Source organism: Pseudarthrobacter sp. B4EP4b, assembly GCF_006680095.1.
Taxonomy (GTDB): Bacteria; Actinomycetota; Actinomycetes; order Actinomycetales; family Micrococcaceae; genus Arthrobacter.
Map to the genome: position 1 here is coordinate 23013 of NZ_VHIJ01000079.1, position 13676 is coordinate 36688.

General features: G+C 65.0%; 9 protein-coding genes and 1 pseudogene. 5 read left to right on the forward strand and 5 right to left on the reverse strand.

The genetic code is table 11. The features are described 5' to 3' along the window. Window positions 1-72: 72 nt before the first annotated feature. Window positions 73-1251 (forward strand): DMT family transporter, encoded by a 1179-nt coding sequence (locus FNL14_RS22485; protein WP_370455908.1) that lies wholly within the window; start codon window positions 73-75, stop codon window positions 1249-1251. On the opposite strand, the pseudogene FNL14_RS23730 reads toward FNL14_RS22485, so the two are convergent. The 3 genes and pseudogenes from FNL14_RS23730 to FNL14_RS22500 all read right to left on the reverse strand — a co-directional run. Then, a pseudogene (locus FNL14_RS23730) lies at window positions 1207-1386 on the reverse strand (DUF3040 domain-containing protein); the annotation flags it as partial. The gene FNL14_RS22485 and the pseudogene FNL14_RS23730 overlap by 45 nt on opposite strands. A 114-nt stretch (window positions 1387-1500) precedes the next feature. Beyond that, on the reverse strand, window positions 1501-2022 hold the full coding sequence (locus tag FNL14_RS22495) for a DUF488 family protein (protein WP_181762747.1): 522 nt from the start codon (window positions 2020-2022) through the stop codon (window positions 1501-1503). Between the two features lie 106 nt (window positions 2023-2128). Continuing rightward, window positions 2129-3175, reverse strand: coding sequence for an aldo/keto reductase (locus tag FNL14_RS22500; protein ID WP_091420472.1), 1047 nt, complete (start codon window positions 3173-3175; stop codon window positions 2129-2131). A 195-nt stretch (window positions 3176-3370) separates the two neighbouring features. Here FNL14_RS22500 and FNL14_RS22505 point away from each other — a divergent pair, with 195 nt between their 5' ends. From FNL14_RS22505 to FNL14_RS22515, 3 genes are all read left to right on the forward strand, one after another. Continuing rightward, window positions 3371-4105 (forward strand): GAF and ANTAR domain-containing protein, encoded by a 735-nt coding sequence (locus FNL14_RS22505; protein WP_142064887.1) that lies wholly within the window; start codon window positions 3371-3373, stop codon window positions 4103-4105. A gap of 161 nt (window positions 4106-4266) precedes the next feature. Next, the gene (gene malQ / locus FNL14_RS22510; RefSeq protein ID WP_142064890.1) at window positions 4267-6513 is read left to right on the forward strand and encodes a 4-alpha-glucanotransferase; all 2247 of its coding nucleotides are present in this window, start codon (window positions 4267-4269) and stop codon (window positions 6511-6513) included. 81 nt (window positions 6514-6594) lie between these two features. After that, window positions 6595-7503 carry an SDR family oxidoreductase gene (locus tag FNL14_RS22515; RefSeq protein ID WP_142064893.1) on the forward strand — a complete coding sequence of 303 codons (909 nt, stop codon included), beginning with the start codon at window positions 6595-6597 and terminating at the stop codon, window positions 7501-7503. Between the two features lie 110 nt (window positions 7504-7613). Here the strand turns inward: FNL14_RS22515 and FNL14_RS22520 are convergent, their stop codons facing one another. Together FNL14_RS22520 and FNL14_RS22525 are read right to left on the reverse strand one after the other, a co-directional pair. Next, window positions 7614-10628, reverse strand: a complete 3015-nt coding sequence (locus tag FNL14_RS22520; protein WP_142064896.1) for an alpha-amylase family glycosyl hydrolase — start codon at window positions 10626-10628, stop codon at window positions 7614-7616. 365 nt (window positions 10629-10993) lie between these two features. Continuing rightward, window positions 10994-12046 (reverse strand): beta-propeller fold lactonase family protein, encoded by a 1053-nt coding sequence (locus tag FNL14_RS22525; protein WP_142064899.1) that lies wholly within the window; start codon window positions 12044-12046, stop codon window positions 10994-10996. 204 nt (window positions 12047-12250) lie between these two features. Between FNL14_RS22525 and FNL14_RS22530 the strand changes: the two genes are divergently transcribed. Then, window positions 12251-13072, forward strand: a complete 822-nt coding sequence (locus FNL14_RS22530) for a putative protein N(5)-glutamine methyltransferase (protein ID WP_142064902.1) — start codon at window positions 12251-12253, stop codon at window positions 13070-13072. The last annotated feature ends 604 nt before the right edge of the window (window positions 13073-13676 follow it).

A 13676-nucleotide genomic window follows, 5' to 3' on the forward strand; every position in this document is an offset into this window, starting at 1 on the left:
ACGTTGATGATGTACCTGACCCGCTCTGCCCGGCAGATCGGGCGCAGCAGGCGGCGTGGGCGGGACAGTCGGGTGCCTTCGAGGACGAGCCTGTCCGGGACCCGCAGCCTGTCGGGGCCTGGACATCTGCCCGGGGCAGGCTGGGGTGCCGTTTTTGTGCTGGCCGCCTCGGTGCTGTGGGGGACTACGGGAACCGCGGCCACCTTTGCTCCGGCAGTGAGCCCACTGGCCATTGGTGCCGTGGCCATGGGTGTGGGCGGTCTTCTCCAGGCCCTGTACGCGGCCAGGCGGATCCGGGGCCAATGGCGGCTGCTGTTGGAGCAATGGCCGCTGGTGTCGTTGGGAGCGCTGGCCGTCGCTGTTTATCCCTTGGCTTTTTATACCTCCATGCATCTCGCCGGCGTAGCAGTGGGAACTGTGGTTTCCATCGGCTCGGCTCCCGTTGCAGCAGCAGTCATCGAGCGGTTTGCCGACAAGAAGCCGCTCACCCGCCGGTGGCTGGCCGGAGCACTGCTCGGCGTCGCGGGCGCGGCGCTGCTATCGGTTGCCGGACAGAGGCCCGGCGATGCTGGCGGCGCGAGTGGCACCGGCATGGAACCCGGTGTGGATTCCTGGGCGGTGCCCGCCGGTATCGTGTTGGGCCTGGTGGCGGGTGTGACATACGCCCTCTATTCGTGGGCGGCGCATCGCCTTATCGGCCGCGGACTGTCGGCGAGGGCCACCATGGGCACGGTTTTCGGAACGGGCGGGGTGCTCCTGATGCCGGTGCTCCTCCTGACCGGACGCGCACTCGTCGAATCCTGGACGAACGTCGGCGTTGGAGCCTACATGGCCCTTGTCCCGATGTTTGCCGGGTACGTCCTGTTCGGGTGGGGCCTGGCCCGGATCCGCGCGAGCACCGCCACCGGCCTCTCCCTGATTGAGACAGTGGTGGCAGCGGTGCTGGCCGTGCTGGTTGTGGGGGAGCGGCTCCCGGCGGCGGGCTGGATTGGAGCGGCCGCCATCCTGGCCGGGTTGGTTTTCCTGCTTCCACGTGCGTCCGGGCACGGGGAGCCTGAAGATGGCGCAGGGCTGCCTCTTCCGTCCGAGCTACCCCGCCCGTCCATTCCGGCCAGGGCGACGGGGCGTCGGCTTTCGCACCGCCAGGTAGATGCCCAGAGCCATCAGAAGGACCCCGCTGATAACAACTCCGATGATCTGCCCGCTGATACCCGCGATAAAGAGGACAAGGCCGAGCAAACCCGCGGCTGAACCGTAGTAGACACCTGACCTGAACCGGCGCGATGGGTACCCGGACAGCAGCTCCATCGCAAGGTGCGGGTCGTCGGCTATCAGCCGGAGCTCCAGCTCCTTGAGGAGCCGCCGCTCCTCTTCGGACATTGGCATTGGACGGCCTTGAAATCACACTTCTGGACTCTCGATATTGACCGTAGAAGCCTTGCCCCCTTCCGTCAAGCGACAGCCCCTTCCGGGGCGAGGCCGGGCCGCCGGTGGAGGACATTAGGCAACGTCGTAGAAAAGGGAATCTCCCAGCACCCTGACCCCTGCAGTCGGGACGTGGGCGGCCGGCCGGGACGCCGGCGTCAGGTGTTTCACCGGCAGCCCTGCGAGCAGGACGCAGTGGTCAGCAATGAGCCTACGGTGGCACCTCCACCAGAGGGTTTCGCTGCACATGATGGCGGTAGGGACATCACTTGCTTCGGCCACCAGCGCTGCCGCCGCTGCGCGAAAGTCATCACTGCGCATGTAGGAGGCGTAGGCGCGGAAGGAGTCGTTCCGCAAGGCCGTATCCGGCGATTCCGGCGGAAGCTTGCGGAATCCGCCCAAACGCCGCTCCCAGCGGTAGCTGATTCCGGCTTCCGGCAGCCACTCCGCCATCAGGTCCTTCCCGAAGTGCGGAAACTTGCGGCTGCCCGGGCCGATACGTACGTCCACCAGGGACACCACGCCCGCGGCCTTCAGCATCGCCTCGAAGCCGTCCTGGGAAGCCGTCCCGTGCCCTGCTGTATAGAGAACACCCACAAAAGCCATGATAGGCACGGGGGAGCGCCCGGCCGTGCCGACCCCGCTCAGGCCAGCCCCCCGCTCAGGCCGTCCTCCGCTCAGGCGGGCCGACGGCGGGACTGGACTACCGCCGTCGTAATTCTGCGAACTCAATCGACGGGACGATGGCGCCCGCGTCCCGCTCCACGAAATTGGTGCCCGGCGGCACAACGTCGTCAATTGCATCAAGGACGGACTCGCCGAGCTGGACGTCCGCGGCCTTCAGGTAGGCGGCCAGGTGCTCCTCGCTGCGCGGCCCGATGATCACGCTGCTGATGGCCGGGTGCGTCAGGGCGAAGCCGATGGAGAGATCCACCAGCGACAGCTCCAGCTTGTCGGCCAGCCGCGCCAGCGCATCGGCGGCATGGAGCTTCCGCTCGCTGGAGGGACCTGAAATGTCGTAGCGGCCCGGGAGTGAATGCACCCGGGTCGGTGCAGTGCCGGACTCCAGCACAAAGCTGCCGGACAGCCAGCCGCCGGCCAGCGGACCGTAGGCCAGCACGCCGAGCCCGTACTGCTGGGTGATCGGGAAGACGTCGCGTTCGTTGGCGCGCACCAGCATGGAGTATGGCACCTGGTTGCCGAGCGGCGGGATCAGGTGGTTGGTGGTGGCGAGCCACTGCGCCTCCACCAGCTGCGCCGGGGTGAACACCGAGGTGCCGTAGTACAGGATCTTTCCCTGCCTGATCAGGTCATTGAGGGTGGTGATCGTCTCCAGGACATCGGTGTTGTAGTCCGGCCGGTGCGCCTGGTACAGGTCGATCCGGTCAGTCTGCAGGCGGCGGAGGCTGCCCTCCACGGCCTGGGTGATCCAGCGCCGGGAGTTGCCGGAATGGGCTGGATTGGGACTCATCTGGCCGTGGAACTTGGTGGCCAGGAAAACGTCGTCGCGGCGTCCGCGCAATGCCCGCCCCACAACCTGCTCCGACTCTCCCTGGGAGTAGACGTCGGCGGTGTCGATGGCGGTGATGCCGGCGTCCAGTGCGGAGTGGATGATCCGGATGCTCTCGTCGGCTCCAGTGGGGGCGCCGGGCGGACCTCCGGTCCCCTCGCCGAAGTTCATGGTGCCCAGGGTCAGCGGGCTGATCGGCGTGCCTGACCGCCCGAACACCCGCAGTTCACTGAGGCTCATTTTCCGGTCTCCTCACAGTTCTTTGGCATGCAGCTTTTGACTCGTGCCCTTGATCGTCACGAGGCTACACAGATCGGCGCTGCTGCTGCAGAATTCCGCCTTAGTGCTTCTCTTTTCGACTTTTGGAGTAACGCTCGGGCCGGGTGTGACGTTTTGTGGAGCGCCGGCAGGAGTGGATGTCGCTTATATTGAGGGATGGGCACTCCCAGTAATGACGAGCAGTTCGTCAAGCTGCACGACATGATTATCGGCAGCGCAAACGTGAGCGCATTCCTTGGCGACCTGTCGGTCCTCGCCGCCTCGACTCTGGGGGAGACCGCACGTTCAAACATCGAGTGCGGCGTTACGCTCCGGCAGCGCAAGCGCAGCGCCACCGTAGCCGGAAGCAGCCCGCGCGCAACCCTGCTGGACAAGCTCGAGCAGGAACTGGGGCAGGGGCCGTGCCTGACAGCCCTGGAAACCATGAAGCCCGTGATCCTCGCGGACGTGGCAACAGACTCCCGCTGGCCCGAGTACCAGAAGCTCCTGCAAGACAACGGCTGTGCCAGCGTGCTGGGAGTTCCCCTGGCGCTGGACAACAGCCACGCAGCGGCGCTGAACTTCTTCGCTTCCCAACCGGGCCTCTTCACGGACGCGGTGGTGCGTCGTGCAGAAGGTTTTGCCGAACTGGCGGGACGGGCAGTACGGCTTGCGCTGAGGATCGCTGATGCCCAAAACCTGGCGGAGGACCTCACCGCAGCCCTGGAACACCGCACCGTGATCAATCTGGCCTGTGGTGTGGTGATGGCGCAAAACAGGTGCTCCCAGGAAGAAGCGATGGCCGTCCTCACGAAGGCTTCAAGCTACCGCAACCGGAAACTGCGCGACCTCGCCGGGGACATCCTGAACCAGGTCAGCTCGGGCACGGTCACCACTCACTTCGAGCCGTGACACGACGGCCTCCCTCCAGCCGACTCACAAACAGCCTGGGTTTCACCTGCGCGCCCGCCTGCAATAATCTGAACCAACGGTTGTGCGCGGGGTGCAAACGCCCGGTGCAACAGGCAGCACTGTAAGTTCGGGCCACATCACACCAGACGAGGCGGACACGAATGACGGCTTCAGACCAGCAGCACCTCCCATCGCCCGCGCCTGCGGACGCGCCGGGTTTTCCATCCCCTGCCGATGGGGGAGCCTATGAAGCTGCTGCCAGGGAGCCCGTTGACCCGCATCTCCTCCAGCGGTTGGCCGATGCCCACGGCGTGGGAACGTCATTCCAGGGTTGGGACGGGCTACCGCACTCTGTTGCCGAAGACACCTTAATCAAGGTCCTCGCTTCCCTCGGGGTGCGGGCGGACACCAACCAGCTCATCGAAGAAGCACTGGCGGAAGCTGAACTGGCGCCATGGCGGCGCATGCTGCCGCCCGCCGTCGTAATCCAGCAGGGCGAGCCGGCACAGGTCCCGGTGCACGTGCGCGACGGCGCAACAGCTCAGCTGACCATCGTGCTTGAGGACGGCGCCGGGTCCCGGAATGGCGTCCAGCAGGACCTTTGGGTCCAGCCGCGGGATATCGACGGCGTTGCCATCGGACGAGCGACCTTTGCCCTTCCGCAGGATTTGCCGTTGGGATGGCACACCCTGCACGCAGAATCCGAAGGTGCCACCGCGACGGCCACACTGGTAGTGGTGCCCGCACGGCTGACCACCGCAGCTCCGCTGGAGGAGCGCCGGGGCTGGGGACTGGCGACCCAGCTTTATTCCGTGCGCTCCAGGCGGTCCTGGGGCATCGGCGACTTCTCGGACCTGGCTGACCTGGCCGCCCTCAGCGGCACCCGCGGGGCGGACTACGTACTGGTCAACCCCTTGCACGCCGCCGAGCCGGTTCCACCCGTGCAGCCATCGCCCTATTCGCCGTCCACCCGGCGGTTCTTCAACCCGCTGTACATCCGCATCGAGGCCATCCCCGAAGTGGCCTATCTCAAGCCGCGTAAGCGCGCCACGGTGGAGAAGCTCCACGAGGAGGTGGCCGGGCTGAACAAGGAGGGCAACCGGCTGGACCGCGACGCCGCCTACGCCGCAAAGCTCCAAGCACTCGAGCTGCTCTACCATGCACGCCGGCCACCGGCCCGGCAGGCCGCCTTCGACGAGTTCTGCCGGATTTCCGGCCAGGGCCTTGACGACTTTGCCCTGTGGTCCGCCATCAGGGAGGACCTCCCGGCCGGGGACCCCTTTTGGTCCGATCCCGCCTGCGCCATCGGCACACCCCAGACTGAAGCGCTCCGGGAACGGCTCGCGGACCGCATCGGGTTCCACCGCTGGCTCCAGTGGATCTGCGACGAACAGCTCGAAGAAGCCCAGCGGGCCGCGCTCCGGTCCGGCATGCGCCTCGGCGTGGTCCACGACCTCGCCGTGGGCGTTGACCACAGCAGCGCCGACGCCTGGACACTCCATGACGTCCTGGCACCGGGCACCAGCGTGGGTGCGCCCCCGGACATGTACAACCAGCAGGGCCAGGACTGGGGCCAGCCGCCCTGGCACCCTGCCCGGCTGGCGGAGGCCGGCTACATTCCGTTCCGCAACATGCTGGCCACAGTGCTGCGCCATGCCGGCGGTGTCCGCGTGGACCATATCCTGGGCCTTTTCCGACTGTGGTGGATCCCGGCGGGAAACGCTCCCGGCGATGGTGCGTACGTGAAATACGACCACGAGGCACTGATCGGCATCCTGGCCCTCGAGGCGCAGCGCGCCGGGGCCGTGGTGATCGGGGAGGACCTGGGCACCTTTGAGCCGTGGGTCCGGGACTACCTTGCCGCCCGCGGCATCCTGGGTACCTCCATCCTGTGGTTTGAGTACGACGGCGATTCTCCCCTTGCGCCCGAAAAGTACCGCACGCAGGCGCTTGCCAGCGTCAACACGCACGACCTGCCGCCCACCGCCGGCTACCTCGCCGGGGACCACGTGGCCTTGCGCAGCGGCCTGGGCCTGCTGGAGCGCTCCGAGGCGGAGGAGCGTGCCGAGCACAACGCCTCGCTGGAAAAGATGTTTGCCCTGCTCAGAGAGCGCGGATACCTGCCCGAGGACGGGCCTGGAGGAGCTGCCGGACGCGAAGAGAGGACCATCGAGGCGCTGCACCTGCTGCTGGCCCAGGCGCCGTCGGTGCTGCTTGGTGTTGCCCTGGTGGATGCTGTGGGCGAGCGGCGGGTCCAGAACCAGCCGGGCACCACTGAAGCCCTTTACCCGAACTGGCAGGTTCCGCTGGCCGGACCGGACGGCCGGCCCGTTTTCCTGGATGATCTTCCAACGAACCAGCGGTTCAACTCGCTCTTGTCGGCGGTGGAGGAAGCCCTGCGCGGCTAGGGCAGGCGGGGGCAGTCTGCCCGGCTTTCCTGCCGGGTTTTGCCTGGGTTTACAACCAGCGTCAACAGTCAGGAGAGGTCGATGGGTGAAGGGCCAGTACTCGTTGTAGGCGGCACCGGCATGGTGGGCGGCCAAGTGGTCACGGAGTTGCTGAACCGGGGGAAGCAGGTGCGGGCACTCGTCCGGCCGGGCTCGGACGCGTCCCGGTTGGAATCTCGCGGCGTTGAGATTGCGCGCGGGGACATGATGGACGCGAACTCGTTGATCCGCGCGATGACCGGTGCCGATGCGGTGATCACCTCGGCTGCCGGCTATACCAGGCACCGGAAGGGCGACAACCCGGAAATCGACACGGTGGGCAACTCGAACCTCGCCGATGCCGCCAAACGTGCCGGGATCCGCCGGTTTGTCCTCACCAGCATCCTCACGTGCGACCAGACGCCGGAAGTCCCGCATTTTTGGCACAAACGGCTGATGGAGGACAGGCTGCAGGCCCTGGGCGTCCCCTTTGTTGCACTGCGTCCCGGGGCCTTCCTGGACCAGGTAACCCGGTTTGGCGGCGACCCCATCACCAAACACAAGGTCAGATGGTTCGGCTCGCCCGGAATCCCGCTGACCTTTGTGCTCACCCCGGATCTCGCCGGATACCTGGCCGCCGCCGTGGATGCCCCGGCAGTGGAGGGCCAGCGGATCGACATCGGCTGGGACAGGCCCATCTCCCTGCAGGAGTTCGCCGACATCGTGGAGCGGCTGACCGGCGAGGAGATCCGCGTCCAAACGGTTCCCGTTGGCGTGGTGCGGGCAGCGGGTGCGCTGATGGCGCCGGTCAACCCCATGGCAAAGGACTTGGCCGCCATGATGGGCTGGTTCCAGACCGGAAAGTACGTTGCCGACACAACCCGGCAGGCCGAGGTCTTTGGCCCTCCACCCACGGCAGAGGATGCGGTGCAGCGGCTCGTCACAAGCATGGGGCACGCCGTCAAGGGTTGACGACCCGCCTGGAGGCCGTTTGTCCAGCAACAACGCGAGGTCACTTTTAGCCCAATCCGATGGCTCGGAACGGCCAAAAATGACCTCGCGTTGCGCGTTGATAAGACCCTCTAGCCCGCGGTGATCAGGTGGGTGACGTGGTCGTAACGGAAGGTGACTGGGCCGCCGTCGTGCGCAAACGGAATGTTGCCGCCGTTCGGCACGCCGTTGGCGCCGTAGTTGACGTTCCAGGAGCGGTCCAGGGCGGCCTTAAACTCGTAGCTGCCCGCCGGCAGGTTCGGAACCGTCAGCTTCCACACGAGGTCGGCCTTATCCAGTGCCAGCTGTGCCTGGTCGCATTCGGGCAGCCAGTCGGCAGTGCAGCCCAGCTCAGACCCTAAACTTCCGGCCACCGAAACGGCCTGCGGCTGCTGCGACGCGTACACGGCGCTGAGCACGTGGGTGCTGTTGTCGTAGCGGAACGTGACAGGCCCGCCAGGGTGGTCCAACACAATGTTCGGCCCGTTGAAGGCGCCATCAGCTCCGTAGTTCACGTCCCAGTTGCCGTTGAGCGCGGCCTTGTACTCGTACTTTCCGGCGGGGAGATCAACGGCCAGGCGCCAGATGTCGTCCGCGGAATCCAGGACCATCATGGCCTGGGCGCACGCAGGGTCCCACGGTTCAGCGCAGCCCATGGCCTGGTTCAGGGAGCCTGCCACCGTAACCGAATCCGGCTGCGGCGCGGCGCCCACCGAAACAGTCCGGACTTCGCTCGAGACGTTGAAACCCGGGCCGGACATGGTTGCGCGGTACTTGATCTGGGTACCATCCGCCAGCGCCGACACGTCATCCTTCACGGAGTACACCGGGGAGGAGTCGTCCGAACCCACCGCGGTCCAGTCCCCGCCGGCCACGCTGCGTTCAAAGGCCACCACATGGCTGGCCTTTTCCGGGTCGGCTGTGGCGCTGAGCTCCACGGAGCCCTTCACGCTGCTGCCCTCCACGGGCTTCTGCAGCGTAAGGACTGGTGCAGGAACCGTTGCTGCACGGCTCTGTGAGGTTGCGGTGTGCCCGCCGTTGTCCAGCACAGTGGCGCGGTACTCCACCGGCGAGCCGGCATCCAACGCTGCCACGTCGTGGAACACCTGGTACGGCGCCGTGTCGTCGGTGCCGATAGGCTGCCACCCGCCGCCTGCTGTCCTGGCCTCGAAGGTGACCTCGTAGAACGACGAGGCATCGACGTCGGCCGTCACCTTAATCCGCCCGTTGTCGCCTTGGGCAGGGACCGGCTCCTGGAGGACGACGGCGGGCGCCGCCTTGGAGTGCGGAATCCGGCCGGAGGACTGGTAAACCACGGCGGAAAGCGGTGGAACGCTGACCGTGAGCTTGCCCTCTGCCGAAGTTTTGGCCTCATCCGCGCCTTCGCCGTAGATCCTGGTGTAGGTGCGCTTGGCGATGTAGGTGGGCACCTCCGCGGTCCGCGGCTGCTCGCTGTTGTTCAGGGCAACCACGTACTCGCGCTGGTCCTCGGCGTCAGTACGGGAGAAGGCGTAGATGCCGGGACCGTCCGAAGCGTACCTGTGCTGGTGGGCGCCGTCGCGCAGCGCCGGGTGCTCCTTGGTCAGCCCTGCGAGCTGGCTGATCTTGGCGTACAGCGGGTGCCCGGGATTGAAGTTGTCCGTGGCGTGCGTGGCATCAGTGCCCAGCAGGTCGTCGTCGAGATACTCCGGCACCTGGCTGGCGAACAGCGTCTGCCGGGCATCCTGGTCACCGCCCGGGCCGGTGAAGCCCTGTTCGTCGCCGTAATAGATCACGGGGTTGCCGCGGGAGAAGTACATCAGCTCGTGGGCGAGCTGGTCGCGGGCCACCTGCTCGGCGTCTGTTGATCCAGGGTTGTCCGCGGCGATGAAGCTGCCGATGCGGCCCATGTCGTGGTTGCCCAGGAAAGTGGGGAGCTGATAGACGTTCGAATCGGCATCGGTATACCAGTCGTCACCCGCGAAGAACGTTTCCAGGGCGGTGGCGGCCTGGCCCTTGGAGGCGAAGTTGCGCGCTGCGTCCTGGAAGGGGAAGTCCAGCACTGCCTGCATGTTGTTCCGGGTGGTGAACTGCGAGGTGAAGCTCTTGGTGGTGTCGAATACCTCGCCGAACATGAAGAACTCGTCCTTGCCCTGTTCTTTGGCGTAGTTAAGGACGTCCGGGCCGAATTCCTGCCAGAACTCGTTGTTGACGTGCTTCATGGTGTCGATCCGGAAGCCGTCTACGCCGAACTTGCCGATCCAGGTTTTGTAGATGTCCTTCATCCCGTTCACCACCTTGGGGTGCTCAGTGAAGAGGTCATCCAGGCCGAAGAAGTCACCGTAGAACGAGTCCTCGCCCACAAAAGTGGTGTCGCCGCGGTTGTGATACAGCGTGGGATCGTTCAGCCAGTCCGGAACCTTGAGGTGTTCTTCGTTTTTATCGAGTCGTGGTTTGTAGGGGAATGATGTTTCCGGATCGAGTGCGGGGAAGCTGTCCGAGCCGGCGTAGTCGCGGTCATCGAACTCCTTACCGTCGGCTGTCTTGTAGGGCACTGCATCCTTGGAGGTGTATCCCTTGCGCGCGGCTCCCTCGTAGCCAATAACGTCAGCCGTGTGGTTGGTGATGATGTCGAAGTACACCTTCATGCCGCGCTTGTGGGCCTCGTCAATCAGGGCCTTGAGTTCGTCGTTGGTGCCCAGATGGGGATCGATCTGGGTGAAGTCCGTGACCCAGTAGCCGTGGTAGCCGGCCGACTTGTCCTCGGGCTGGACTGCCTTGTTCTTGAAACTGGGGGTCAGCCAGATGGAGGTAGTGCCCAAGCCCTGGATGTAATCGATCTTGTCCAACAGTCCGGTGAGGTCGCCGCCGTTGTAAAAGCCCTTCTTGGTGGGATCGAAGCCTGACACCATGGGATCACTGCCCAGTCCGCCGTCGTCGTTGGTGGTGCTCCCATTGCTGAAACGGTCAGCCATAACGAAGTAGAAGTTCTCGTCCGTGACTGGCGCACGCAGGCTGTGCAGGGCCGACGCCGATCCCGGGTTTTTGTTGCCATGGCCATTCCCGCCGGGGTCATTGGTGCCCGGGGCGGCTTGGGCGGGAAGAGCCGTGGCAGAAAATGCAACCATTGCGGCCACCAGGGCGGCCGCCGTGCGTGTTGTGGTTCTGGCTGTGCTTGGAGTCCGGACGCCCTTTATGGGACGGCTGCGGGTTTGATGAGGTGTGGAGGTTGATGTGCTGCTCGTTCCGGCGCATGGGGATGCGCCTGGGAGGGTGCGGAATTTCAAGGAAGAGACCTTTCCTGGTAGCTGCGCTGCTGTACAGGCTTGCCGGGGCAAGGGGGTGGACCTGCGTCCGATGGGTCAACAAGGCCGGCTTGGCCCTGTGAACCACGTCACAACTGTAAGCGCTTGCACTGAATAACTCCAGCGTTTAGGAAAAGCCTCGAAACCTGTTCTTTGATGCTGGCGGGCGGATCTTGTGCCTGCTGGCCTTACAGTCCTGGAGCAGGCACGAGGGCAGTGGGTGAGGGGGTTTGCAGGTCGTGGATCAAGGGACCGGGGAGACCGCTGGCCGGGTCCAGCTCGAAGGTGGCGATGTTGTCCGAGCGTTCATGGGCAACATGGAGCCAGTTACCTCGCACGATGTGGTGGCGCGGCCAGTCCCCTGCGCTGGGGAAGTCCTGGACGGGCAGCAGCTCCGTCCCTTCGGCAGCGACATCCAGCACGCTGACTATGTTGGAACCGCGGACACCCACGTACGCGTGCTTTCCCTCCCGGTCGACGCAGATTTCTGCTGCGGAGTCGTCAGGCAAGCTGCCCCTGGAGGTTGCCGGGCCGCGGAAAACGAGTTCAAATGTCCCGGCCTCGGGACGGACCACGAAGACCTCGATGGAGTATTCCGAAACCACAAAAACGTTGCCGCTGGCGTGCTGTACCAGGTGGCGTGGCCCACAGCCATAGGGGAGGGCCACCTCGTGGTCTGCTTCCAGTCCCAATCCGGGCACGTAGTTCCAGATGCGGAGGGTGTCGTGCCCGAGGTCGGTTGTCATGATCCGCCCGTCCTGCAGCATGAGGCTTGCGTGGGCGCGGCTCTGCCGGCGCTCGCCCGGGGTCTGGGCGGAGTGTGGATCCACTGAAGCGGGCGCCGGGAAGCGGGCCGTGATGGCGCCGTCGGAATCCAGTTCATAGAGCAGTACTTGGCCATCTCCCCAGCAGGTGGCGGTGAGGAAGCGACCCTGCGGGTCCACCGCCACATGGCACGTCGCTTCTCCGGCGGGTTGCGGGTCGCCCAGGGGCTCAAGACCGAAATCGCCTGCTCGCCGGAAGGCCCGTACCATCTTGCGCTGCTCGGCGACGGCGTAGACCACGGGCATTGCGGGGTGGACAGCAACGAACGACGGCGAATCCGCCTTGGCTGCCGTGCCCAGCCATTCCAAGGTCCCGTCCGGGTGGGCGGACAAGGCTCCGATTCCTTCTGCCCGGCCGCCGCCGTCCGGGGTGTAGGTGCCGGTCCAGATAATGGGGTGCTGGGCGGGGGAAGTCATGGGTCCATCCTGCCAACAAAGTGACCGCATTCAAGGGAACTACGGTTTAGCATTGGATTCCAGCCACGGCAAAAGGAGGTGAGTCCCATTCCTGCTTCATCAGTTTCGGGTACTCCCTTGTTGTGCCGCCTGTGCCGCCACGGCCAGTTCGGATAGGCCGCTGGAAGACGCGCGAGTGCTGCTGGCCCATCGAAAGGCGTTCCCATGCCGCGTCCCGCATTACCTGCTCGTCCACATTTTGCCAACATTGTCACCCTGCTGAGGGCGGCCGGCTGCGTTTTCGCTGAGGAAGAAGCGCAGTTGTTGTTATCCGAAGCATCCAGTCCCGAAGCGCTCACCGAATGGATTGGCCGCCGTGTTTCCGGCGAGCCGCTCGAATTTATTGTTGGCTGGGCCGGGTTTTATGGTCTTCGCATTGCTGTTGATCCCGGTGTCTTTGTCCCGCGCCGGCGCACCGAACTGCTTGTTTCTGAGGCTGTGGCCCTGCTGAGGCAGCGCCTCCCTGAGGGTGGGGAGGCCGGTGTAGTTATCGATCTTTGTTGTGGATCCGGAGCTGTTGGTGTTGCGGTTGCTGCCCAGGTGCCCGTCATGGAGCTTCACGCCGCCGACATTGACTCCGTTGCGGTGGCCTGCGCACGCCGCAACCTTGCGCCTGTGGGCGGGCAGGTCCATCAAGGGGATCTTTACACCGCGCTTCCCTCCCGGCTGCGGGGACGGGCGCAGGTTATTGTGGTGAACGCGCCCTACGTGCCCACGGACGTGTTGCCGACCATGCCGCCTGAGGCCAGGATCTATGAGCCGCGGATCTCGCTGGATGGCGGCCCGGACGGTTTGAGCCTCCACCGCCGGGTCATCGGCGAAGCGTCTGATTGGCTGGATGAGGCCGGTTATCTCGTCATTGAAACCAGTGAGCGACAGGCAGCCGGAACTGCTTCCATAATGGCCGCCGCAGGGCTGGCGGCACGAACTGTTCACTCGGAGGAGCTGGATGGAACGGTAGTGGTTGGCACTTTCCGCTCGCAGTAGTGCACCGCTTCCGGCGTCTCTTCCTGCGTTTCGAGGATGCGGCTTCCTGCGGGGGCGGCGGATTTCTGATGCGTGGAGACTGCCGGAGAATCTGCTTGCTGACTAGGGAAATAATTGAATGAGGTCCAGGAAGCGGGCTCACTGTCAAATGTCCTCGTCTTGCAGTCCCGCACGCTTTCCCCCTCAGCAGACGTAGTCCTTACCCCTGTGCGGCCAGAGCCCGCCTTTGCCTAGAGCCACTCTAGTTTGGCGCTCCGGTTCGCTGGCAGGCCGCCTACGCCGGTGCTTTTGCCGCATATGGGCCACGGCCGGGCCGCTAACCCTGCTATTGCCAGGCGGCAGAAGGAGGCCGAGGCTTCAGTTGTTGGGGCTCCTGTATTGGGCGGCGATTGAGAGCCCAATCAAAGTCCGTGTGCGTACCGTCCCACTGTTGAGCCGGACCAAAGACACCCTGCAAAAAGTCTCGGCTGTCGGTGCACGTGCCCGATGCAGCGCTGAGGTTCCGTTTTTGCCCCGGGGTTTATTCGCGGGGTGTTGGTGGTGGGGGTGGTTTGAAGTAGGTGTTTTGTTGGGGTTTTTGGTGGGGGTCGAGGTGTTTTGGGGG